Annotated in this window: 22 protein-coding genes; 14 read left to right on the plus strand and 8 right to left on the minus strand. The window is 40.4% G+C overall.

What is annotated here, in order from left to right; all coding sequences use genetic code 11:
* Nucleotides 1-43 precede the first annotated feature (43 nt).
* Both ligA and HXT41_RS01635 read left to right on the plus strand, forming a co-directional pair.
* Nucleotides 44-2,812, plus strand: coding sequence for an NAD-dependent DNA ligase LigA (ligA, locus tag HXT41_RS01630; protein ID WP_116994760.1), 2,769 nt, complete (start codon nucleotides 44-46; stop codon nucleotides 2,810-2,812).
* Nucleotides 2,813-2,815: 3 nt separating this feature from the next.
* The gene (locus HXT41_RS01635; protein ID WP_012914185.1) at nucleotides 2,816-3,943 is read left to right on the plus strand and encodes an Mrp/NBP35 family ATP-binding protein; all 1,128 of its coding nucleotides are present in this window, start codon (nucleotides 2,816-2,818) and stop codon (nucleotides 3,941-3,943) included.
* 93 nt (nucleotides 3,944-4,036) lie between these two features.
* Here HXT41_RS01635 and HXT41_RS01640 read toward each other — a convergent pair whose 3' ends face one another.
* Complete coding sequence (locus HXT41_RS01640) at nucleotides 4,037-5,407, minus strand: DUF349 domain-containing protein (RefSeq protein ID WP_012914186.1); 1,371 nt, start codon at nucleotides 5,405-5,407, stop codon at nucleotides 4,037-4,039.
* Nucleotides 5,408-5,503: 96 nt separating this feature from the next.
* Here HXT41_RS01640 and hisS point away from each other — a divergent pair, with 96 nt between their 5' ends.
* The 12 genes from hisS to HXT41_RS01700 all read left to right on the plus strand — a co-directional run bounded on the left by hisS (nucleotide 5,504) and on the right by HXT41_RS01700 (nucleotide 20,475).
* A complete protein-coding gene (gene hisS, locus HXT41_RS01645) occupies nucleotides 5,504-6,904 on the plus strand; it encodes a histidine--tRNA ligase (protein ID WP_041160579.1) in 1,401 nt (466 codons plus the stop codon).
* A gap of 91 nt (nucleotides 6,905-6,995) precedes the next feature.
* Nucleotides 6,996-8,792: an aspartate--tRNA ligase gene (aspS, locus tag HXT41_RS01650; RefSeq protein WP_116431675.1), complete on the plus strand. Its 1,797-nt coding sequence runs from the start codon at nucleotides 6,996-6,998 to the stop codon at nucleotides 8,790-8,792.
* Between the two features lie 146 nt (nucleotides 8,793-8,938).
* Complete coding sequence (locus HXT41_RS01655; protein ID WP_012914189.1) at nucleotides 8,939-9,751, plus strand: amino acid ABC transporter ATP-binding protein; 813 nt, start codon at nucleotides 8,939-8,941, stop codon at nucleotides 9,749-9,751.
* A 70-nt stretch (nucleotides 9,752-9,821) separates the two neighbouring features.
* Nucleotides 9,822-10,655: a glutamate ABC transporter substrate-binding protein gene (locus tag HXT41_RS01660; RefSeq protein ID WP_012914190.1), complete on the plus strand. Its 834-nt coding sequence runs from the start codon at nucleotides 9,822-9,824 to the stop codon at nucleotides 10,653-10,655.
* Between the two features lies 1 nt (nucleotide 10,656).
* Nucleotides 10,657-11,334, plus strand: a complete 678-nt coding sequence (locus HXT41_RS01665; RefSeq protein WP_004108938.1) for an ABC transporter permease subunit — start codon at nucleotides 10,657-10,659, stop codon at nucleotides 11,332-11,334.
* 5 nt (nucleotides 11,335-11,339) lie between these two features.
* The gene (locus HXT41_RS01670; RefSeq protein WP_064621584.1) at nucleotides 11,340-12,425 is read left to right on the plus strand and encodes an amino acid ABC transporter permease; all 1,086 of its coding nucleotides are present in this window, start codon (nucleotides 11,340-11,342) and stop codon (nucleotides 12,423-12,425) included.
* Between the two features lie 209 nt (nucleotides 12,426-12,634).
* Complete coding sequence (locus tag HXT41_RS01675; RefSeq protein ID WP_064621583.1) at nucleotides 12,635-14,074, plus strand: UTP--glucose-1-phosphate uridylyltransferase; 1,440 nt, start codon at nucleotides 12,635-12,637, stop codon at nucleotides 14,072-14,074.
* A 292-nt stretch (nucleotides 14,075-14,366) separates the two neighbouring features.
* The gene (locus HXT41_RS01680; RefSeq protein ID WP_004108930.1) at nucleotides 14,367-16,286 is read left to right on the plus strand and encodes a helix-turn-helix transcriptional regulator; all 1,920 of its coding nucleotides are present in this window, start codon (nucleotides 14,367-14,369) and stop codon (nucleotides 16,284-16,286) included.
* Nucleotides 16,287-16,288: 2 nt separating this feature from the next.
* On the plus strand, nucleotides 16,289-16,630 hold the full coding sequence (locus tag HXT41_RS01685; protein WP_064622067.1) for a hypothetical protein: 342 nt from the start codon (nucleotides 16,289-16,291) through the stop codon (nucleotides 16,628-16,630).
* Nucleotides 16,631-16,657: 27 nt separating this feature from the next.
* Nucleotides 16,658-19,291, plus strand: a complete 2,634-nt coding sequence (locus HXT41_RS01690) for a DEAD/DEAH box helicase (RefSeq protein WP_064622069.1) — start codon at nucleotides 16,658-16,660, stop codon at nucleotides 19,289-19,291.
* Between the two features lie 109 nt (nucleotides 19,292-19,400).
* Nucleotides 19,401-19,748, plus strand: a complete 348-nt coding sequence (locus HXT41_RS01695; protein ID WP_004106625.1) for an RNA polymerase-binding protein RbpA — start codon at nucleotides 19,401-19,403, stop codon at nucleotides 19,746-19,748.
* Complete coding sequence (locus HXT41_RS01700; protein WP_012914194.1) at nucleotides 19,741-20,475, plus strand: HAD hydrolase-like protein; 735 nt, start codon at nucleotides 19,741-19,743, stop codon at nucleotides 20,473-20,475. Before HXT41_RS01695 ends, HXT41_RS01700 begins: the two co-directional genes overlap by 8 nt.
* Nucleotides 20,476-20,732: 257 nt before the next feature.
* Here the strand turns inward: HXT41_RS01700 and HXT41_RS01705 are convergent, their stop codons facing one another.
* From HXT41_RS01705 to HXT41_RS01735, 7 genes are all read right to left on the minus strand, one after another.
* Nucleotides 20,733-21,002, minus strand: coding sequence for a hypothetical protein (locus HXT41_RS01705; RefSeq protein WP_231130938.1), 270 nt, complete (start codon nucleotides 21,000-21,002; stop codon nucleotides 20,733-20,735).
* 118 nt (nucleotides 21,003-21,120) lie between these two features.
* Entirely contained in the window at nucleotides 21,121-21,726 is a 606-nt protein-coding gene (locus tag HXT41_RS01710; RefSeq protein WP_102703127.1) for a MerR family transcriptional regulator, read from the minus strand.
* A complete protein-coding gene (locus HXT41_RS01715; protein WP_004108920.1) occupies nucleotides 21,704-22,144 on the minus strand; it encodes an FHA domain-containing protein in 441 nt (146 codons plus the stop codon). The genes HXT41_RS01710 and HXT41_RS01715 overlap by 23 nt, the downstream gene beginning before the upstream one ends.
* 18 nt (nucleotides 22,145-22,162) lie before the next feature.
* On the minus strand, nucleotides 22,163-22,999 hold the full coding sequence (locus HXT41_RS01720; protein WP_004108919.1) for a DUF881 domain-containing protein: 837 nt from the start codon (nucleotides 22,997-22,999) through the stop codon (nucleotides 22,163-22,165).
* A gap of 3 nt (nucleotides 23,000-23,002) precedes the next feature.
* Nucleotides 23,003-23,335 (minus strand): small basic family protein, encoded by a 333-nt coding sequence (locus HXT41_RS01725; RefSeq protein WP_004106615.1) that lies wholly within the window; start codon nucleotides 23,333-23,335, stop codon nucleotides 23,003-23,005.
* A 2-nt stretch (nucleotides 23,336-23,337) separates the two neighbouring features.
* Entirely contained in the window at nucleotides 23,338-24,387 is a 1,050-nt protein-coding gene (locus HXT41_RS01730) for a DUF881 domain-containing protein (RefSeq protein WP_081378935.1), read from the minus strand.
* 15 nt (nucleotides 24,388-24,402) lie between these two features.
* Nucleotides 24,403-25,011: a CDP-alcohol phosphatidyltransferase family protein gene (locus HXT41_RS01735; protein ID WP_103013867.1), complete on the minus strand. Its 609-nt coding sequence runs from the start codon at nucleotides 25,009-25,011 to the stop codon at nucleotides 24,403-24,405.
* Nucleotides 25,012-25,015 lie beyond the last annotated feature (4 nt).

Genomic DNA, 25,015 nt, shown 5'->3' on the forward strand with positions numbered 1-25,015 from the left:
ATCTATATAAAGCAACAGCTGATTTGAAGGGGGTTTCATGAGTATGGCTCACGATGATATCGAGTCAAAAAACGCACAATGGACTCTTTTTGACGATTTTGACGAGCAAAATGAGACTCATGAAAATACGCAAAAAACAGATACGTGGATTGCTCAACTTCAGCCAACAGACACTGATGCGTTGGCTCTTGGAAACTTGCAGCCAGCGACGCTTACTATAGAGCAAGCTGCGAAACTTTGGGCAAAATTGGCAGCTTGGGCACAATCTGATCAAATTGCTTATTACGTAGAAGATTCTCCGACTAGTTCAGACGCAGCATATGATGCAAGAATGCGAGCGCTAAGCGCTTTAGAAGCTGCCTTCCCAACTTTAGACACACCTCAATCTCCAACACATCGCGTAGGTGGAACTTTTTCTAACGATTTTACTTCTGTAAAGCATCCGTCTCGAATGATGAGTTTGGATGACGTATTTTCAATTGAAGAATTACACGATTGGTATAACAGCGTAATTCGCGATTTACAATGGGATGAGTCTCAACCTCTTCCTATGACTTGCGAAGTAAAAATTGATGGTCTTGCTTTAAATCTTATTTATCGCAACGGTACTCTTGAACAAGGTCTTACTAGAGGCGATGGCGTAACTGGCGAGGATATTACATTAAACGTAAGAACGATTGAAGCAATACCAACACAGCTTCATTCTGATAATCCTGACGATATTCCTGAGTTCGTGGAAATTCGTGGCGAAGTTTTTATGAAATGGGAAGACTTTAGAAAATTAAATGATGAACAAGAAAATGCTGGACGAGTTGCTTTTGCAAACCCTCGTAACGCTGCAGCTGGCTCTTTGCGCCAAAAAGACCCACGAATTACAGCCACGCGTCGATTAAGCTTTTTTGCACACGGACTAGGTGAGCTTCGTTGGAAAGAAAATACAAGCCATAACAATAGTGAAACAAAATTTAATCAGTCTGACGCATATAAGCTCTATCAACAGTGGGGAATACCTGTTTCTCCGTACACAAGAAAAGTCACAAATTTTTCTGAAATAGAAGAAATGATTGACTATTACGGAAAGCATAGAGCAAATATTTTGCACGCTTTAGACGGCATAGTTGTAAAAGTTGATGACAGAGCATTACAGCATCAACTAGGAGCTACTTCTAGAGCTCCACGATGGGCTATTGCATACAAGTATCCTCCTGAAGAAGTTAATACTTATTTGAAGGATATTATTGTCCAGGTTGGAAGAACTGGAAGAGTAACTCCTGTAGCTGTTCTTGAACCTGTTACTGTAGCAGGATCGACAATTTCGCGTACAACTCTTCATAACGCTTACGAAGTTGAACATAAAGGTGTGCTAATTGGCGATACTGTCGTAGTTCGTAAAGCTGGGGATGTTATTCCGGAATTAGTCGGACCGGTACTTAAAGCTAGGGAAGGGCGAGAAAATGAACTTAAAAAGTTTGTTATGCCAGAATACTGCCCATCTTGTGGAACTAAGCTAGCTCCTGCAAAAGAGGGAGATAAAGACATTCGTTGCCCAAATGTAGAAAACTGTCCAGCTCAACTTACAGAACGAATAATTCACTTGGCTTCCAGACAAGCTTTTGATATTGAAAATTTGGGCGATAACGCTGCGCTAGCTCTCACAAATCCTGAGGATTGCAGGCCTACAACTGCAGAAGTTTACTGCCCAGATATGGATAAAATTATAATTCAGCGAGGCGCAACTCAACAACCATATATACCTTCACCAGATTTAACGCTACCTGAACCACAAACTCCAGTACTTAGAAATGAAGCTGGATTATTTAGTATTACTGCCGACGATTTACAAAATGTAATGGTTTGGAAAGAAATTCCTCTTGTTGAAGAGTGGAAAGAAGTTAGTAAAGACGGTAGCTTTAAAAAGCGTACACGCAAAATAGGCGGATCTGGTCTTTGGCATCAAGTTAGAGCATTTTGGACTCGCACAATCGAAGCAAAGTTATCTACAAATTACGAAGCAGCAGAAACTTCCGAAAAAACTACTTCACTAAACGAACAATGGGATCCTCAATATCCTAAATTCCAGGTTCCAATTGACGCTAAAGTAGTACTTTGGAAAAATAAGCGCATTACTAGAAATGCTAAAACTAGCGACAACGCTAAAGAAACAATAAATGTGCCATGGTATACAAGACCTTCTGAAACTACTCGTAGCATGCTTGAAGAAATAGCTCAAAAAGGCAAAAATGCAGCACTGTGGCGAGTTTTGGTTGCTTTATCTATTCGTAGACTAGGTCCACCAACTGCACGTCTTATAGCGGCAAATTTTGGATCTTTAGACAATATTTCCAAAGCATCTATTGAAGAACTTACACAAATTGATGGAGTTGGTCCTGAAATTGCGCAAGCAGTATACAACTGGTTCCAGCAAGCTAAAGACCCTGCTAATTGGCAATTTGAAGTATTAAAATCGTGGCAAGGAGCAGGTGTAGTAGGAAAAGTTGAAGCATCATCTTTCGCTCAAACATTAGTAGGTAAAACAATAGTTGTTACAGGATCTTTGCAAGGATTTACACGGGACAGCGCAAAAGAAGCTATAGTCTCAAGAGGCGGCAAAGCATCAGGGTCAGTAAGCAAGAACACATATTGCGTTATTCTAGGCGAAAATGCAGGATCCAAGGCAACTAAAGCGCAAGAACTTGGCATTCCTATGCTTAACGAACAACAGTTTAATACTCTTTTAAAAACTGGGAACTTAGAAGAAATACTACAAATTGCAAATAATACTGTGCCAAATCTCATTGCTGAGGAATCATAACGCATGAATACAAGTGAACTCGAAAAACAAGTTTACGATTTACTGGGTAGCGTTATTGATCCAGAATTAGGTCGCTCTGTTACCGAATTAAATATGGTAACCGGAGTGCATGTGATAAAAAAAGCTGAAACCATTGATGCAACAAAGTTTGCTTATGATGTAGAAATAAATCTTGAACTTACTGTGCCAAATTGCCCTCTGGCAGAAGTGATTACAGGACGAGTTCAAGAAGCTATATCTAAATATCCTCAAGCAATACTCATACCGCACGTTAACGCTACTGCAATGAGTAAAACTAAATTAGAAAAGTTAGTTGCAGATTTAAAAGCTGAACGCAAAGAAAATCCATTTAATAAAGCTGGCACTCGCACGAGAATTTTTGCTATAGCTTCTGGGAAAGGCGGAGTGGGAAAATCTTCTATAACTGCTAATTTAGCTGCAACTTTTGCAGCATTAGGTTACGATACTGCAGCTATTGACGCCGATATTTACGGCTTTTCTTTACCGCGAATGTTTGGAGTTAATTCTCAACCAACAAATTTAAACGGAATGCTTATGCCTGTAGTTGCTTGGGGAGTAAAACTTATTTCTATTGGAATGTTTGCTGGAACCGATCGTGCTATTTTGTGGAGAGGGCCACGATTACAACGTTCTTTAGAACAGTTTCTTTCCGATGTTTGGTGGGGCAACCCCGATGTTTTACTTCTTGATTTAGCTCCAGGCACAGGAGATATGGCATTAGCTGTAGCGCAATCCTTACCAAACGTAGAGCTTGTTGTAGTAACAACTCCACAGCCTAGTGCATCAGATGTGGCAGTTAGATCAGGTCTTATGGCTTTGCAAATTCCTGTAAAAGTTCGCGGAGTTGTTGAGAACATGAGCTGGTTTGAAAATAACGGCGAGCGCTTAGAATTGTTTGGTTCAGGGGGAGGAAAGAGAGTAAGCGAACAACTTTGTAACGCTCTTGGCACTAATGTGCCTCTTTTAGCTCAACTTCCTTTAGATCCTGCGCTTAGAGAAACTGGTGAAGCAGGGCGACCTGCTGTTCTAACCGAAAATGGAAAATTGGCAGATTCTAATTTAGCTAATACTTTTATTCATTTAGCTAAATCTTTAATAAAAAACTCTTAAAAGCAAATAAATCTTAAAATACAGCCGAAAAATAAGTATGGGGTCGCTTGATTTTTAAGCAACCCCATACTTTTAATTAGTTATAAAACTAATTTACTTAACAGCGCTAAGCCACTGCTCTTTAGTAGCCTTTTCAGCTTCCAACTTAGCTTTACGCTTATTATCGGTTTCCTTAGCAATAGCAGCGTTAAGCTCTTCGAGTTGCGCTTCCAACTGTAAAGCAAAACTGGACTTACGAGCATTAGCTTCAGGATCAGCCTCACGCCAAGCAGCGTCTTCAACAGCCTTAATCTTTTTATCAACGTCGTTCAAGCGAGACTCAATACGACGCATATCTTCACGAGGAACGAAACCAATAGCATCCCATTCTTCCTGAATCTGAGACAAAGCCTTACGAGCCTTCTTAGCAGCTTCTTCATTTTCTACTGGCAACAAAGCCTCTGCTTTTACGAGCAAAGCTTCCTTCTTAGCAAGATTTTCGTGTTCTCCAGCATTAACCTTTTCACGGTCATTTTGACGAGCATGATAGAAAGCATCAGCAGCTTCGCGGAACTTAGCCCACAAAGCATCATCGTGCTGACGACCAGCATTGCCAGCTTTCTTCCAACGATCCATCAAAGCATTGAACTTCATAGAAGTTTCACGCCAATCTTTTGAATCTTTTAAGCTTTCAGCTTCTGCAATAATAGCTTCCTTAAGCTGCTTAGCAGTATTACGCACGTGCTCACGTTCTTTAACCCAAGAGTTACGAGCCTGAGAGAATGCAGAACGAGCCTTTGAAAAACGCTGCCACAAAGCATCGGCATCAGACTTATTTAAGTGAATAGTAGTACGCTGATGCTCCTGCCATTCGTCAAATAAAGCACGTAACTTATCGTTTAATTCACGCCAGTTTGTAGATTCATTCATTTGTGCTACTAACGATTCTGCACGTTCTACAATATTTGTACGTTCTTTCAAAGCTTTTTCTAGAGCTTCTTTTCGAGCTTTAGAGATTGCTTCCTTCTTTTCATTACCTTTTGCAGCCAATTCGGCGTGTCGCGCACGTAAAGCAGCAATATCGCCTACGGCAGCAGGATTTTCCAATTCAGCTTTCAAAGTATTAAGCGTTTCGTCAATTTCTTTTGCTTTTACATTGGAAGCTTCCAAGCGCTTAGCGAAAAGATCAAGCTTAATCTTCAAATCAAGATAACGATGAATATAGAAAGTCAACGCTTCTTCAGGAGTGCCAGTGGAGTATTGACCAACCTCACGCTCAACACCGTTTTCAGTAACGTAAACAGTGCCATTTTCATCAACACGGCCAAAGGTTTTTGCGGCTTTAATATCCTCTTCACTATAAGAAATGGTTGGTGCTTGAGCAACAACACGAGTCTTATGCGCGAAGCTTGCTGGAGATGGAGCAACTGGCTTTGGCGCGGTAGTAGTTTTAGTAGTTTCTTCAGGTTTAGACTGTTCGGTCACGGGACGACTCCTTACAGCAGATGCACGGTAACATTGTTACGAATAAGTATGACGGTAAGCCATGATTTTTCCGCAACACCACCTATTATAGTGGACATGGTACAAGGCTCATCAATATCGGGTTTCCCTGAATGGCTTCCTAGTGAACGCGCTGTTGAACAGCAAGTAATTGACACACTAAGAGAAGTGTTTGAACTCAACGGTTTTATTGGAATTGAAACGCGTGCAGTAGAACAGGGTTCAAGCTTATTAAAAAAAGGCGAAACCAGTAAAGAAATTTATTTATTATCGCGTTTACAAGAAGTTGGTCACGAATCCGACACTCCTGTAGAAGAACGCATTGGCTTACATTTCGATTTAACAGTTCCACTCAGCCGTTACGTCGTTGAGCATACTGGCGATTTGACGTTCCCATTTAAGCGCTGGCAAATGCAAAAAGTTTGGCGAGGGGAGCGTCCACAAGAAGGTCGTTTCCGTGAGTTTGTTCAAGCAGATATCGATGTCGTAGGAAATGGCGAATTACCTTCACACTACGAAGTTGAACTTCCACTTGTTATGGTTGAAGCTCTTGAGCGTTTACGTAAGTTTGGTCTTCCTAAGGCAACTGTTCATGCTAATAATCGAAAGCTTTCTGAAGGTTTTTATCGCGGTATTGGATTAAGCGATATCGAGGGAGTTCTTCGAGAAATCGATAAGCTAGACAAAATTGGCGCTGAAGAAGTATCCAAGCTTTTGGTAAAAGAATGCGGCGCTACGGCTTCTCAAGCTGATGCATGCTTAGAATTAGCTGAACTTACTGCCGAAACAGGAGATGAGTTGAAGTCTCGTTTCAACGAATTATGCGATAAGCATAATATTTCTCGAAGTGATGATAACGAGTCTTACGTTTTAGCTTCTCAAGGTGTTGAAACTCTTGCGATGATTGTAGACGAAGCAGCACGTATTCGCCCAGGCGCTGTTGTTGCTGATTTGAAGATTGCTCGTGGACTTGACTACTATACTGGTTCTGTTTACGAAACTTTCCTTGATAATGCAGCATCTCTTGGTTCAATTTGCTCTGGTGGACGTTACGATAATTTAGTTTCACAGGGCAAGAAGAAGTATCCAGGCGTAGGACTTTCAATTGGCATGTCTCGACTGCTTTCTTATATGCTTCACACTGCAGGAGCTACTGTTTCCCGAGTTTCTCCTGCTGCAGTACTTGTTGCAGTGTGGAATGAAGAAGATCGTCCTGCATGCAATGCTATTGCTAAAACTTTACGAGATCGAGGCATTGCAGCAGATGTTGCTCCTAGCGCAGCAAAGCTTGGTAAGCAAATAAAATATGCTGACAAGCTCGGCATTCCTTATGTGTGGTTCCCTGCTGATAGCACTGAATCAGAGTCATCTCACGATGAAGTAAAAAATATTATTACTGGCGAACAGGAAACCGCGGATGCCACGTCTTGGCAACCGGATACTGTTTATGCCCGGCAGACAGTTTCTTGCGCTAAATAATGTTCTTGCAAATTTGCTTGAATATTGTGCGCAAAATCATGTCAATAGAAACAAATGAATATATCAATTAGATTGTAGAGGAAGTGGACTTATGAGCCAGACGGCGTATCGCACACATCATGCCGTTGAAGTGACTGAAGAATTAGTCGGGCAAAAAGTAACCATCGCTGGTTGGGTTGATCGTCGCCGCGATCATGGTGGAGTTGCCTTTGTTGATGTCCGTGATAACACAGGCTTAGTGCAAGTTGTTATTTACGATGAAGAAACTGCACGACCATTGCGTAGTGAATTCGTTGTGCAAGTGACCGGCGAAGTTCGCTTGCGTCCAGATGGCAACGAAAACGATCATTTAGCAACCGGTAAAATTGAGATTGTTGCAGAAACTGTTACTATTCTCGCAAAGTCAGACGCTTTGCCATTCCAGGTTTCAACAGCTTTGGAAAACGAGTCCGAGAACAAGCTTCCAAGCGAAGATGTTCGTTTGAAGTATCGTTACCTTGATTTGCGTCGCCCATCTATGCAGCGCAATTTGAAGCTTCGCTCTGATATGGCTAAGGCTGCCCGCCATGCTTTGGAAGACATGAACTTTACTGAAGTTGAAACACCAACTTTCATTAAGTCAACTCCTGAAGGTGCTCGCGACTTCGTTGTTCCAGCACGATTGGTTCCAGGCTCTTGGTACGCACTTCCACAGTCTCCTCAGCTTCTAAAGCAGTTGCTCATGGTTTCTGGCGTCGAGCGCTACTATCAGCTTGCTCGTTGCTATCGCGACGAAGACTTCCGTGCAGATCGTCAGCCTGAGTTCACTCAGCTTGATATGGAAATGAGCTTTGCAAGCCAGGAAGATGTTATGGCTATGGCAGAGCGCGTTATTGCTGCTATTTGGAAGGAAGCTGGTCACGAGATTACTCTTCCTTTGCCTCGTATTACTTGGCAGGAAGCAATGGATAAGTATGGTTCCGATAAGCCTGATTTGCGTTTTGGAAACCCACTTATTGAGTTGACTGACTACTTTAAGAACACTCCATTCCGCGTGTTCCAAGCTTCATACGTTGGCGCTGTGCTCTTTAAGGGCGGTGCTGCAACTCCTCGTCGCCAATTTGACGCTTGGCAGGATTGGGCTAAGCAGCGTGGAGCTAAGGGATTGGCTTACGTTGTGTTTGGTGAAGATGGCGAGTTAAAGGGTCCTGTTGCTAAGAATCTTAGTGAAGAAGAGCGCGCAGGTCTTAAGGAAGCTGTTGGAGCAGAAGATGGCGATGCAGTGTTCTTCGCAGCAGGTTCTCGCGAGTCTTCGCAGCTTTTGCTCGGCGCAGTGCGCGTTGAACTTGCTAGCCGCGCAGGATTGCTTCACCCAGATGAGTTTGCTTTCACTTGGGTTGTTGACTTCCCACTATTTAAGCGCACTGATGATCCAGATGATGACGACGTTGCCGTTGGTCACTCAAAGTGGACTTCTATGCACCATCCGTTTACAATGCCATCTGCTGATTGGATTGATAAGTTTGATAAAGATCCAGAGCACGCTATGAGCGATTCTTACGATATCGTGTGCAACGGTAATGAAATGGGCGGCGGATCCGTTCGTATCCACCGCGACGATATTCAAGATCGTGTGCTTAATGTTCTTGGAATCGATAAGGCTGAAGCTGACGAAAAGTTCGGCTTCTTGCTTGAAGCTTTCAAGTATGGTGCTCCACCTCACGCCGGTATTGCTTTGGGTTGGGATCGTACTGCTGCAATTTTGGCAGGCGCAAGCTCAATCCGCGACGTAATTGCATTCCCTAAGGCTGGCGGCGGTCGAGATCCTCTAACCGGCGCTCCTGCTCCGATTTCTGACGAGCAGCGTGCTGAAACTGGCGTTGATTACGATCCAGAAGAAAACGAGTAAATAGAAATACTTGTAAAAAATATTATTGATAAGCCGTTGATTGTTGATTTTATAATCACAATCAACGGCTTTTTTGTAACGTAAGAGTTACAAAACGTAACGATAGTGATAAATAGCTGTAACACAGATTAGCTAAACTTCTTGTTATGGATAAGCAAGTATCAAAGTCAAATCCAAACGCCGAGGATATGACTAATCGCACTATTTCAGTGCAAAAAGCGGCAAATCCCCTCGTAGAACTAAGTCATGTCGAAAAGCATTATGGAAAACTTCATGTGCTAAAAGACATCAATCTGACTGTTAACAAAGGCGAAGTACTAGTTATTATCGGTCCATCTGGTTCTGGTAAATCGACAATGTGTCGCACAATTAACCGTCTCGAAACTATTGATTCAGGTGACATACGTATTGACGGTGAGCCACTTCCTCAAGAAGGAAAAGAACTTGCAGCTTTGCGAGCAGAAGTTGGTATGGTATTCCAGTCCTTTAATCTTTTCGCTAACAAGACTATTTTGGAAAATGTTACTCTTGCTCCAATGAAAGTGCGCCATATGGATCAGCAAAGTGCTGAATCTCTTGCTATGGAATTGCTCACTCGAGTCGGAGTTGATAATCAAGCAAACAAAATGCCTTCACAACTTTCCGGCGGCCAGCAGCAGCGTGTTGCAATTGCTCGAGCTCTTGCTATGCAGCCAAAAGTTATGCTTTTTGACGAGCCTACATCTGCACTAGATCCGGAAATGGTTAATGAAGTTCTTGATGTCATGGTTGAGCTTGCAAAAGAAGGCATGACTATGATTTGTGTTACCCACGAAATGGGATTTGCACGCAAGGCAGCTGACAGAATTGTATTTATGGCAGATGGTCAAATTCTTGAACAAGGCACTCCTGAAGAATTCTTTGAACATCCAAAAACTGATCGTGCAAAAGATTTCCTTTCCAAGATTCTTACGCATTAATCTGCTTTTTTGTTTTATCTTTCAGTAAAAATTCTGAAACTTTAAAACAGTTCTTACGAAGGGAAAAGATATGAAAATATTACAAAATCGCATTTTTCGTGCGATACTAGCGATGCTTTGTACCATATGCTGCGTTATGCCGCTTACAGCTTGCGATCGTAGCGATGGTAAAAAAGTCATACGCATTGGTATTAAATTCGATCAGCCTGGTATGGGTTTCAAAAAATCAGGAACTTACGTTGGATTCGACGTTGATGTTGCTAAGTACGTTGCCAAAAAGCTCGGCTATTCAGAAGATCAAATCGTATGGAAAGAATCACCATCTAAACAGCGTGAAACAATGCTTCAAAACGGTGATGTAGATATGATTGTTGCAACATATTCCATTACTGACGCTCGCAAGAAAATGGTTTCGTTTGCAGGACCTTACTTTATTGCCGGTCAGGATTTGCTAATTCGAAAAGATGAGCATAAAGTAAGCGGTCCAAATGATTTGGACGGAAAGCGTTTATGCTCAGTTTCAGGCTCAACATCTGCAATTGCTATTAAGGAGCGTTACTCTTCAAAAGTACAGCTTATGCAACAGCCTGGTTATGCAGAATGTGCAACTGCATTATTCTCAGGAATTGTAGATGCTGTAACTACCGACGACATTATTCTTGCTGGTTTAGCAACCGCTTCTCGAGGTCGTTTAAAGCTTGTAAACAAGCCATTTACCGCAGAATATTACGGAATTGGCATTAAAAAAGGAAATACAGGCTTAGCTAAGAAAATTAATGCAGCCTTAAAAGACATGATTCGTAACGGATCATGGAAAAGAGCTCTAGACGACAATTTACGAGGCACTGGCTTTAAGCCGAACGCAAAGTATAATCCGCCAATTCCTCAAGAAGGAGAGAAGTAATATGCAAGATTTTATGCAGCTATTTACCTCCTACAATATTCCAGGAGCATTCTTGGTTAATATTGAAATAACTTTATGGAGTGTACTTTTTTCATCAATTATTGGCGTAATTCTTGTTACTATGCGCATTTGCCCTGTTTCATCATTACGCATGATTGCTACAGTTTATGTTGAATTGTTTAAAAACATGCCACTTACCATCATTATGGTTTTCATGGTTTTAGGCGTTTACGCTCAGCTTAAGATAGGATTCTCCTCAATTTTTGAAGTGAATTTCTTCTGGCTGGCAGTTGCTGGATTGTCGCTTTATACTGCAGCATTTGTTTGCGAATCTTTGAGATCTGGTCTTAATACCGTACCTGTTGGTCAAGCAGAAGCTTGCCGCGCCCTTGGATTAAATTTCTTCCAATCTGCAACACAAGTAATTCTTCCACAAACTTTCTGCGGTTCAGTAGCACCATTAGGTAATACATTTATTGCTTTGCTTAAAAATTCTACAGTTGCTGCTGCAGCATCAGTTGCCACTGAGACTTCAACAATGATGAGCGAAATGATTGAGAAACATGCAGATTTGATTGTTCCAATCTTCTTAATTTTCGCTTGCGGATACATTATGCTCATCATTCCTATCGGCATTTTGACTACTTATTTGTCAAATAAACTTGCTGTGAGAAGGTGATAACAATGGCTAAACAACGTGAACAATCATTATTATTCGATACTCCAGGTCCAAAAGCTCTTAAGAAAATTCGCATAGCTAATATTATTGCCGGTTGCATTTTTGTTATTTGCATTATTGCTATTCTCGTTCGTTTGAGCAATCCTCCAGAGGGAGAAAACCAACTTTCTTGGACGCTTTGGAATCCTGCACTCGAATCTGAGGCCTGGGTTGATTTTTATCTTCCTGGATTATGGATGACACTAAAAGCATCGTTACTTGCAGTAGTTGGTTCTATTGTATTTGGCTTATTCTTCGGACTTTGCCGTTTACTACCTAATTTTATTATTCGTAGTATTTCCGCAATAGTAGTAGAATTTTGCCGCGCAGTACCAGTATTGATGCTTATGATTTTCTTGTGGAGAGCATTCGCACTTTCTGGTATGAAAGAATCATCATACTGGGCTGTTGTTTTGGCACTGATTATGTATAACGGCTCTGTTGTTGCAGAACTTGTTAGATCAGGTGTTGGCAACTTGCCAAACGGTCAAAGAGAAGCTTCACTTGCATTAGGATTGAGCGAGTACCAATCATTGACACAAATTGAAATGCCTCAGGCAATTATTGCTATGATGCCTGCAGCAGTAACTCAGCTTGTAGTTGTTTTGAAGGATACTGCACTTGGTTCAATTATTATGTACACTGATTTGCTTCAGGAATCGCGCAGACTCGGATCAATGTACTTTAATATTTTGCAAACATTAAGCGTTGCAGCAGTAATATATTTCCTTATTTGCTTGGCATTGTCTTGGTTTGCACAATGGTTGCCATCGCACTTGAAGAATCGAACTGCCGCTCCAACAGAACCAGAGCCTGTTGCTCCAATTGCTATTATGGATCCTTCTAATGTGAACCAAATGGCAGTTGCTAGCGAAGTTAAAGAGCTTCCTTATGGCGGTACTCCACGTAAGTATCACGTACATCATCGCGGTACGAACGCTTCTATTCACCATTGGCGCCACACTCGTTACTTGCAAGGCTACGACGAGCATCATCTAAAAACTGGCGATGAACCGGAAGAAAATGATGACAACAATGCAGAAAATAACTAAATTTCATATTTAGTGGTGTTTAGTAGCAAATTTTCTCATAAGCGCAGTCGGTATTTATTATTGGCTGCGCTTATTATTTTCTATCTTGCAATTTCTAACTTTGGTAGAATCATAATAGTATTTCAAAATAACCGTTAAAAGCAATATTTGCGCAGCAACGCACAAATCGCTAAACTATTAAGGTCACATGCATACGAGGAGGCTTTTACATGGATGACGCGTTTGAGTTGTCCGCTGCAAAGATGCGCGAACAAGGCATGAGCGAAATTGCTATTGAACAATTTAAACACTTATATAATGCTTGGAATTTAGATAAATCAGGGGATAAGTCTGCGGAGTTTATTCGCGAGAGCACGGTTGAGCCTATTAAAAGCGTTCCAACTTTCCACGAAATTTACGAAACTATTGATCACGACAAAGCTGTTAACGCATTCGCAAAAACTGCTTTTATTAAATTAAATGGCGGTTTGGGAACATCTATGGGCTTGTCTTGCGCAAAATCTTTACTACCAGTTCGTAGGCATAAAGCTCGCCAAATGCGCTTTATTGATATTATTATTGGACAAGTTCTTACAGCTCGTCAGCGATTAGGAGTTAATCTTCCGCTTATTTTCATGAATTCTTTCCGCACGTCTCATGATACTTTGCAAGTACTAAAACGCAATCGCAAGTTTGTGCAAGACAATATTCCTGTAGAAATTATTCAACATCAAGAACCAAAATTAGCAGAGGAAACTGGAGAACCGGTTTCTCACAAGGAAGATCGATCTCTTGAATGGTGTCCTCCAGGTCACGGCGATATTTTTTCAACTCTGTGGGAATCTGATTTATTGCATACTCTTAAAGAAAATGGAATTGAGTATTTGTTTATTTCAAATTCTGACAATTTAGGTGCTAGACCGTCGCGCACTCTTGCTCAACATTTTGAAAATACTGGCGCACCTATCATGATTGAGGTTGCGAAGCGAACTCAAGCAGATCGTAAGGGCGGTCACATTGTTAGGGACGCGAAAACAGGAAGACTAATGCTACGAGAAATGACACAGGTTCATCCTGAGGATCGTAGAAGCGCACAAAGCATTAAAAAACATCCATACTTCAACACAAATAATATTTGGGTTCGTGTAGATGCTCTAGAAAAAAAGTTAAAAGAGCACAAAGGGATTTTGCCTTTGCCTGTTATTTTTAATCACAAAACTGTTGACCCAACTGACGAAAGCAGCACTCCGGTAGTGCAATTGGAAACAGCAATGGGAGCAATAGCTTCACTTTTCGATGACGCAATTTGCGTAGAAGTTGATCGCATGCGTTTCTTGCCTGTTAAAACAACCAATGACTTATTTATTATGCGATCAGATAGATTCCATCTTACTGATTCATATGAAATGGAAGATGGTAACTATATATTTCCTGATATTGATTTGGATCCACGTTATTACAAAAACATCAATGATTTCAACGAAAGATTCCCATATTCTGTTCCAGCTTTAGCTGCTGCAAAATCAGTAACTATTAGGGGAGATTGGACATTTGGAAACCAAGTTTCAATGTTTGCTGACGCTGTTTTAGAAGATACAGGAGAACCAAGTTATGTGCCAAATGGAGAATTCGTGGGACCGCAAGGAATTGAACCAGACTCTTGGGTTTAAAGCAGATTTCTTGCAAATATGCGATTTTTATTGATAGTAAATAAAATTATCTATAAAAAATTATATGGCGTGTCGCGAAAAAATGGCGTATTTTCAACGTTGTTGATGTTCGTGTGAATAAAAAATATATAATTATTAGAAGTTTTTTAAAAAAATGTCCACACGTACCGCAAAACACCATTAAAATAGAAAAGGTGTGCGCAATATTGCAACACAAGTTTTGCTGCATTTCGTAGTCGCTTGTATGCAAGGCGCATAAGTAAATTGATACAAACATGATACGTGAGGACTAATGGTAGAAGGAAGCAACGGAAGGCGACGTTTTTCCGACAAATGGGGCAAACACGAGTTAGATGTACTCGCTGTATTGTCTTCCGCATTCCCGCAATGGCTGACTTCGCGTCAAATTGCACAGCGCGTAAAGGCATATGCAGATTCATACGGTGAGCTTGCAGATCAAGCAGCTAAAGCAGCATTCGCAAAACAGTTCCAGCGAGATCGCGCAAAGCTTGCTGCTATGGGTATTGCAATAGAGTCTAGGCAGCCAGAATATTCTTCGAAGTCCGAAGGTCAAGACTTTGCGTCTTATCGTTTGCAATTAGGCGATGAGCCTCGCGTACGTTTACGTTTCGACCAATCTGAATTACCAGTTTTAGCTGCAGCAAATTATCTTGCTCGTTCAATGTCTATTTCTTCTCTTGATTCAGGTCAACACGAGCAACAGCGCACTTCTCGCACTGCTCCTAGAGTTCCACAAACTCCTATTCCTGGCTTAGGATTAGATTCAATCGCACCTGGTCTTGGAACACAAATGCTACCTGATTCATTGGTAAAAGTTATTGATTCTCGCAGATTTGCCGCAACTGTGGATGTCGATGGTGAACATTTAAACGTTGCTTATACTGATGCTGACGATTTAGCGATGTTTGTACTAGAACATCCTGGATCTAGCGTAGTAAGCCCTCAAGAAGCGGTTGATGCTTTCCATCGCCGTTTGCACGCAGCAGTTAATTTTGCTCAATATGACGAAAATGAGCAAAAAGATGAAGAAGGTGCTATACAAGAAGCGCAAAATATTGAAGAACAAAATAGCAACACTGATAAATCGCATACCAAAAAAGGCTCTTCATTCCAAACTGGAAGTGAAGTAGATCGTAGGCTTCGATTGATGCTTTTCTTGTCTGCTCATCTTGGAGAGGAATTCCCATTAGACGAGCTTGCTGAGCGTTTTATTGGTAGACCAAAAAGCGATGATGAACTTCGTCGATTTGTTACAATTCTTCACAAGGATATAAATACTCTTACTACTGTTTCTGACGATGGGGAAATGGCCGGAAGCCAATTCTTTGATATAGATTGGACTCTTCTTGAGAACGAGGGAATTGTTTCTGCTACTAACTCTTTAGGATTGGAAAGACTTGCTGGAATTTCACAGCAATATTTGAGCATGCTTACTGCGTCTGCTAATTATTTGGCGCATTCCTTGCTTTTGCCTATTGAACAGCGCACACAAGCTGAATCCTTGTATAAGCGTCTTCGCCGTCATGTTCTTCCTGGTCAAACTCCATGGCTGAGTTTAACAGGTTACGAAATTGAGCCTCGAAATTGTTCTATTGTTCGCAGTGCTATTAACTCTGGATCTTTACTAGATATGGAATACACTGACGGGGCAGGACGTATTCGTCGCAAGATTGTTGCACCGTCGAAGATTTACGTTGATGAAGGCGTTTACTATGTTGCAGTATGGACTGATGTAGAGCAGCAAACACCAGAAGATAAACGTGAATTTGTTGCTAAAGATACGACAATTAATAAAGCGAATGGATTGCCTCGCATTTGGCAAGTTCTTCGCGTAGCACGTATTGAACGTGCAGAAGTTGTAGAGCCTGTATCTCAAGTTAAAATTCCAGATGTGCCAGTTAGTGAACTTCGCAAGTGGAGCTTTGATAACGGAACTGAAACTTGCTTCATTACCGATGAAACAGAATTGAACTTTTTGAAGAATCTTTCTGGAGCCACTATGGAAACTTGTGGCAGCGGAGTAAAAGTCCATCTTACTGTTTCTTCTGATTCATGGTTCGTTGCTTTTTGCATTGCTCACGCACGTCATATTACAGCTGTTGCTCCTGAAACATTGCGCAGTATGATTATTGCTCGCGCTCAACGTGAATTAAGCGTTAATCACGCTGATAATGCGAATACAGAGGAATAACAATGCCTTGGTGGATTTGGCTACTCATAACAGTTTTTATGCTGATAATGGTAGCGCTAGGAGTTGTTATTGTCATTTTAAGCGCAATAAAAATAGCTAAGGTCTGTTTTGGTATTTCCGAAGACGTTTCTTCTAGATTTGAACGTTTGCATGAACCAAATAAAGAAGATAATGAAAATCCTCGAGATCCATTATTTACACTTCCTATTAAAGATGCAACGAATCGATATGAGCGAACGCACACAAAAGTTATTGAGCGTCATCAAAAAATTCGCGAAAATCACCGTAAAATATGGCAGCATTGGGATAAAAAATCTCTTCGCGAAGAAGACATTCAGCTATAGCATATAAGAAAGCGACTAATACTTTTTATGTCTCATTTATCACAGAAAAAAGACTGCAAAAATAAATCAGGCAATCCAACTGACTGCAATGAGAATGATGTAGTATTATCTCCTTCACAACGTTTCGCAGCTTTTAAAAATATAATGAAGCACGAGCACTCGATGGCATCTAAATTTGAGCGTTCTTTGTCTTTTGAACTTGATGATTTTCAACTTGAAGCTATTGATGCACTAGAAAATGGCAATAATGTTTTAGTTGCTGCTCCTACTGGAGCTGGTAAAACTGTTGTTGCGGATTTTGCTGTATTTCTTGCGCAAAATCGCAATGTAAAAGCTTTTTACACAACACCTATTAAAGCTTTAAGTAATCAAAAATATCACGATTTCTGCGAACTGTACGGCTCAGACAGAGTAGGGTTATTAACTGGCGATACTTCTGTAAATCCTGAAGCAGACATTGTTGTAATGACTACTGAAGTTTTAAGAAATATGCTTTACGAGCATTCGATTACGTTGCAATCTTTAGGTTTTGTCGTTCTTGACGAAATTCATTATCTTGCAGATAAATTCCGCGGAGCTGTGTGGGAGGAAGTTATTATTCACCTTCCGAAATCGGTGAAAATTATTGGGTTGTCTGCAACTGTTTCAAATGTTGAAGATTTTTCTGCATGGCTAGAATCAGTGCGTGGAGAAACTCATTTGGTTGTCGACGAACACAGACCTGTGCCTTTAGAAAGACATGTTGTTATTCAAGAGGATTCTGCAACTGAGCCTGAGTTACTCGATTTATACGACCATGACAATAATGGAAACGTAACTAAGCGCGTTAACCCTGCATTGACTAGGAAACTTAATGAATTCGAGTACCGAGCTCGTCGCCGTAAAGAATCTTACAGCGATAGCAAATACCGTTACAGAAAAGGTAAGAAACACAGAGTTAACGGGGGAGTTGCACAGTTAGATAAATGCGCGAAACGACATACTCCTCGCCGCTGGGCTGTTATTGACGAATTAGATTACCTAGGAATGCTGCCAGGAATTTATTTTATCTTCTCTCGTTCCGGATGCGATCAAGCTGTTCAACAATGTTTAAACGCAGGATTAATACTTACCTCTGATGAAGAAATGTACGAAATACGTAAAATTGTCGACAGTATGGTTGCAAATCAACTTTCTAAAGAAGATTTACACGCTTTAAGCTTTGAACGTTTTCGTTTTGCTCTCGAACAAGGATTTGCAGCACATCATGCCGGTATGATTGCATTATTCCGTCACATTGTTGAAACACTATTTGAACGCGGACTTATTAAAGTTGTTTTTGCAACAGAAACACTTGCTTTAGGCTTAAATATGCCAGCTCGAAGCGTTGTTGTAGAAAAGCTAGTAAAATTTGACGGCACTGGGCATGTACCTCTTACGCCTGGAGAATTTACGCAACTTACAGGTCGTGCTGGAAGACGTGGAATTGACGATATTGGTTACGCAATTCTTGTAGATCATGCTGATTTCGTCCCTCAACAAGCTGCAGCACTTTCTAGTAAACGCGTATACCCGCTACATTCCAGCTTCGTTCCTACGTTTAATATGGCAGTTAATTTGCTGAACTCAAGCGATGCAGACACTGCTAGAACAACACTAGATTGTTCTTTTGCTCAATGGGAAGCTAATGCTTCTGCTGAACGTTTACATAATCGCATGAACGAACTTGAAACAGCTCTTAAAGGCTATGAAGAAGCATTCCACTGCGAACATGGAGATTTTGCTGAATTCTTACAATTACGCATGAAGCTTAAAGAAGCTCAACACGATCAACGCCGTAAACTTAAACATACTTTATTCCGCACAGATGCAGAACGCACAGCAGCGTTTAAAGCGTTGGATGATGTTATTGCAAATCTTAGAGAAGCTGAGCGAACGCATCCGTGTGCAGGTTGTGCAGATATTCAACAACATTTGCGTTGGGGCTACCATTGGATTAGAGAACATAAGGAACTTGATCAAGTACGTGAACGCTACGAATCTCGTACTGGTTCTGTTGCTAGAACTTTTGACCATATTTGTGACGTATTGTACAGTTTGGATTATTTACAATCTGAAGATTCTTCACAAAACCAAATTTTGCACCTTACTGAGCGCGGTCAATTGTTAAGAAGGTTGTATAACGAACTAGACATTGTATTTGCTGAAGCTATTTGCGAAGGAATTTTTAATGATCTTTCGCCGCTTGAATTATTATCGTGCTTGTCTGCATTAGTTTATGAATCTAGAGGACCTGCAGGGGGAGAACCTAGACGATATCCAGGCGGCAAAGATGGCGCGATATTTAATACAGTATTGCGAATGAAAGAATTATTTATGCGTACTAGCGCATTATGCGCAGACGCTCATTTGCCAGCGTTAAGACCGCTTGAATTTGGTGCTGTAGATATTATGTACGATTGGGCTAATGGTGCTGATCTAGCTGAAGTTTTGCGCAATACCGACAGCACTGGAGGAGATTTCGTGCGTCAAACTAAACGTCTTATTGATTTACTTACTCAACTTTTTGCAACAGGAGAATATTTACAAGCTATAGATGGCGTAGATAAAAATCTTGCTTCATGCGCTTATGAAGCTGCAAAACTATTAAACCGTGGAGTTGTAGCATACTCAGATGTATAAGTATGAGCATATACAAATAAAACGCATGTATTTTGTATATATAAATCGTTTTTATATATATAGTCCGTGCAATTCGGTAATTTTATAAAGTACTACACAAGGAGATACTATGGCAGAACGCAGTTTACGCGGTATGAGCATTGGTGCGAAATCATTGGAATCTGACGATAATGTAGATTTCGCTGCACGAAATGATGTTGTGTATGTGTGCCCAAAGGGGCATCGCACGATTCTTCCTTTTGCTCAAGGCGCAGAAATTCCTGAAGAGTGGGAATGCCGCTGCGGCACGATTGCACATCGCGAAGGCGACGATGATCGCCCAGATGATGATTTCAACAAGCCGTCTAGGACGCATTGGGATATGCTGCTTGAACGTCGTAGTGAAGAAGAATTAAAAACTTTACTAGACAAGCGTCTAAAAATGCATCATGAGGGCTGGATTCCTGACTATGAGTGAATTCTCAGTGTCTTCAGGATGTACTAGTCGTCACATTATTCTGCTTGATCTTGATGGCACATTAACAAAGTCAGATGCTGGTATTATTACTTGCGCAAAGCTTGCATTGAAAGAGTTGAAACAGCCTATTCCGGACGATGCTGAAATGCACCGTTTTATAGGTCCTTCAATTTTAGAATCTCTTCAACGCAATAATGTGCCTGAATCGCTGCTAGCAAAGGGACTTGCTACGTATCGCAAGTATTATTCTGAAGTAGCAACTTTTGATGATCCTAATAATCCTGGTAAAAAAATTCCAGGATGCCTACTTAACAAAGTATACGATGGAATACTTGAGCAACTTACAAAACTTCGTGAAGCTGGATATTATTTAGCAACCGCATCTTGCAAGCCAGAATATCAAGTAAAGCCTATTTGCGAATATTTTGGTTTGACGAAGTATCTTGACGGAATTTATGGCGCGAGTAAAGATATGTCGCGTATTAGCAAAACTCAAGTTATTCGTTATGTTTTTGATGTGATTGATTACAATCCAGAAAAAGGCGACAGAGCTTTGATGGTTGGAGACCGCTGGACTGATGCTGACGGAGCAAAAGATTGCGGCTTGGATTGCTTGGGATGCGCTTGGGGCTATGCTGAGCCTGGCGAGCTTGAAGCACACGGATCTTACAGAATTATTGATAGCGTAAACGAATTAAACACTGCAATTTGCGAATATTTCGCTTAATCTAATCAGAATTTTTGTCGTAACGGCTTTTTCTTTACACCCTCGTAAAGTTTCGGTCGTTTTTTAGTGAGAAAACGACAGTTTCTTTACAACGCTGCACAGTTTCTGCCGGTTGAGCTTATTATTTGACTAGATTTACTTGATATTTATCCGATAATGTACGTTATGTCAAATTAGAGATAATAATCAAACGCAACCAACAAAGTCTCACACTACTATCAAATAATATCCCTACGATATACTTCTTGCTAAATAATCTAAGACTTGCAACTTCGGTACGCACAAAATAGCATTGCAAAAATATTAGCAAAAATAAGCGCGATAATAATCGCATATGACGCAATCAGCGTTGATCTCATTAATAACCAATAATCATCACAAACAAATCCAAAATCGCGAACAATATGCAAAAGCATGTATGCAAGCATTGCGCAAGGAAGCCCACAACAATGCGTAATAACAATACTCCAAGGCATTAAACCAATAGAACTTCTCTTATCACTATTGCTAATACTATTTGATTTCAAATAAGCATTTTTTCGAAATTTTACTAAAAAACGTACGCAAGCAAATAAACTATATAAAAACAATGATACTGAAGCAAACCAGCAAATAACAGCGATAATAACAACTACGAACATGCCATTATCCCCACGTTTCCTGAACAAGACTCCATGAGTTTGAAGATGTATGAGAAGTAGGTTTTGAACAAGATTTGCGAGTAGACTTACTACTTTTTTCTTCAACTTGCGTAGCATCAACAGAATTTTCAGAAGATAAGTCCTCTTCCACTCTAGAAACAATGCGACCAACAGCAATAGCAAATACTGCTAAACCAGAAGCAAGCATACGACGCATATTATCTTGATTCTCATCGCACTCTTGAACAGATTGACCATCACAAATAATAGTCATACTTCTCAAACGTTCTTCTGAGTATCGATTAAGAAAAATAATAGCCGTAGTAACATTAACTAAATTAACACCAGCATCAAGCAGCCTTTTAGCTACAGCCATAATCGCAATATCTTTAAAAGAATACAAACGACGAGAACCAGAACCGCTAGATGCATGAATTGAAGGCTCTATAATGCTTTTACGAGCCCAATAATCGAGTTGCCGGTAAGTAATACCGGCAACCTTCATAGCGACACTACCACGGTATCCTGAAGCGTGATCAGCAGACAAGGAAAAGTTAAAAAGCTCCCCCTGTACTGCATTAATCACATTATCGGACTGTGACTGCGTCATGTGCGAAAAATACCAGTCTGAATTTGCCAATCATAATTTCATCGCCATTATGCAGCACTGATTCATCAACACGTTCACGATTTACATACGTACCGTTTAGGCTTCCAGAATCTGAAATGCTAAACACGCCATTATGGCGCTTAAACACTGCATGCGCACGCGAAACGGTAGAATCGTCTAACAAAATATCAGCATGCGAATCACGTCCAACTGTTACTAAATCTTCATCGAGAAGATAGCGAGAACCAGACACTGCTCCCCTAGTTGAAATCAACAACGCAGTACCAGGAAGTAATTTCGCTATAGTATCAAAATCATCCTGCTGCATAGGACGATCTGAAGTTGTATTCATTGGAATATGAATAGCTGGCATACCAATAATAGTGGTTTCGCCAGCTGTAGGAATCGGTTCAGTCATACTTGCTATTCTACCTTGTTACTCGACTGGTTTTGCATATTCGTACTGTTTTGGTTCGCGTGTCGAAGTAATTTCTACTTCATCAGGCACTGAAACCATTACAGAAGAACCAAATTTAATTTTTAAACGCGACCCAACACCGCCTGCAATATTAACAGCATTTTGCAAATTCTGAGGGTCACCAATTGCTTTCACAATATAAGGAGGATCAATTATAATATTGTCGCATATAAGACCATGTTTAGTTTGCGAAATATAGCTTGAAGTAACTATTCTTACATCGTTAATAGACATAACTTCTACGCCAGCATTTCGCAATTCCTCTATTAGCTGAAACATCGTAGCGGCATCAATATTCTCTTTTTCACCTGCAGTAATGTGAACTACAATACCTTTACCTACTGCCGGCAGACGTCCAGAAATAAGACCATTTGCTTGAGCATTCTGCTGAGCAATACGACGAGCTTCATCTTGTTTATCTACTGCTTCACGCAACGAATTAAGCTGACCTGTTAATTCACTTTTTCGGCTTTCCAAACTCTGAATTTGAGAATGAGTTTCTGTAATAAGACGAGTCAATTCTTCTTCGCTCATTGTTTCATACAAAAGTGAGTTGCTACGATTAACTTGAATCATGTACGCAAAACCTAATAAAGCGCAGAGCAACATCATTAAAAAACCCGTAAATATACGCGCTCGAGTAACGTGACCGCTTAGTGAAGATTTTACTTTACGATGAACTGCTGGGAAAGATCCAGTTTGAGTTTCATCACTTTCACGATCATGCGATTTTTGACGACGCATTTTATGAAGAATATCATCATCTTGTGGAGAATGAGAAAACATTGAAACCATATGCTAACTCCTGAAGATGAAACGACGAATTGCAGAAACGTTAGAGAAAATACGAATTCCTAAAACAACGATAACTGCAGTTTGTAATTGCGCACCTACGCCAAGCTGATTTCCAAGCAAAACAAGCAACGTAGCTGCTATAACATTTGAGAAGAATGAAATAACAAAAACTTTATCCGAAAAGTTTCTTTCAAAATATGCACGTGCAGCACCAAGCAACGCATCTAGTGCTGCAACGACCATAATAGGTAAATAAGGTTGAATGACAATAGGAATATCTGGATGAACAACAACTCCAATTAATACTCCCAAAATTAATCCAAAAATCGCTGCCATGCTTATCTCCTAATTCTCTCATTGGCAAAACTAATATCGCCTGTGTTTGCTGCACTGAGTCGTATAACTCTCGAAGGTGAAACCTGTGGATTAATGCCTGCATTAACTAAAGATGCGTACCATTTCATGCGTTTCATATCATTACATTGTTTAATTAAATCATCAGAATCGCCAATAACTTCAATAACATATGGACTTTGAGTTTGATTAACTCCAATAAGAATAGTTTGACCAGCAACACGAATAGAAGTTTGCGCTCCAAGTCTATGCCCGTTAACAGAAATAGCTTCAGCACCTGCTTCCCACAATAATGACACAAATTGTTGAATATCACGATCTGTAACTAATCGCATTCTTGCGCCATTACTTTCGCGAGGTAAAGAACCGCTATTCACATCGCTCGAAGCAGAAATAGGATTAGCAATAGTCAAAGTAATCCCAGAACCTTCTACAGCATGAGTGCCATTAACCATATCATCTGATTTACTAACTTCATCCTCTTCAGGCGTAGTAATTTTTTGCGACTCATGATCTACGTTATTTCTCAATGACGTTACTTCTTCTACAAGCTTATCGAAACGAGACGTATAGCCAGACAACTCATTAGCTAATGAAGAACGTATTGCTTTTCTAGGATCAGTGTGCAATTTGCGAACAAACTGGCTCCCAACAGTACCAATAGAAACACACAATAAAAATACTATAGCTCTAGTGAACCACAGATTAAACGGTTTAACAGGTTGTTTACTTAATCTTGCATCCATAAACATTGGATCAACTGGACGATTAGTTAAATCATCAATAAGACGCAAAGCATAATCGTCAATATAACGTCTACGATCATGATTGTGAGCAAAACCACTGGAAGACATTACAACATGATGCGTTGAAATACCAGTAAATGAGTGCGAAAATAATGCCCTACGCCTAGTCAGCGACATCCCATCAGGAGCAGCAAAAGACATTGGCATAGTGCTTTTATGAGACGTATGTTTTACATCTAAATCTTTGATACTATCTTTTAAACTAACAAATTCATCTTGCTTAGTCATATGTGCGTACACGCCTTATTTAGTTTTTGTTGACTTAGCAAGTAACAAATAAGCTTGCATATAGTAAAGCAGACCAGCATACCAATATAGAGCAATACCCCACACTCCACATGCAAGTGCAGCAGCATAAAGTACGAGCATAGACTCAGTAGGTACAGCATAAACAATCATTAAAGAAACAATTGAAAGCATAAGAAGTGCTGTGCCAGCTTTACCTACAAAGTTAACAGGCAAAGGACCATAATCTCTTTGCGCAAGTACTATTACAAGTACAGCCATAATAGCATCACGCAATACTACTAATAAAAGTGCCCACCAAGGGATAATCATTGCAACAGCTAAAGCTAACGTACTGCAAAAAATCAATAGACGATCAGCTATAGGATCAAGGATTTGACCCAACTTACTAACTTGATTCAAAGTACGAGCAATATAACCATCAAGACAATCAGAAAACGCAGATATTGCTAAAACAATAAGAGCAAAAGTCATCTGATGCTGTGTAATAAGCCAAGCAATGTAAGGAATTGAACATATGCGCAAAAAACTGATTAGATTAGGTATCGTCAAAACTCGATTCATTGCTTCAGGACTATATTCCTGATTAATAGCGAACTTAGTCATAATA

The sequence above is a fragment of the Gardnerella sp. DNF01189 genome, from assembly GCF_049244195.1.
GTDB classification, from domain to species: Bacteria; Actinomycetota; Actinomycetes; order Actinomycetales; family Bifidobacteriaceae; genus Bifidobacterium; species Bifidobacterium swidsinskii.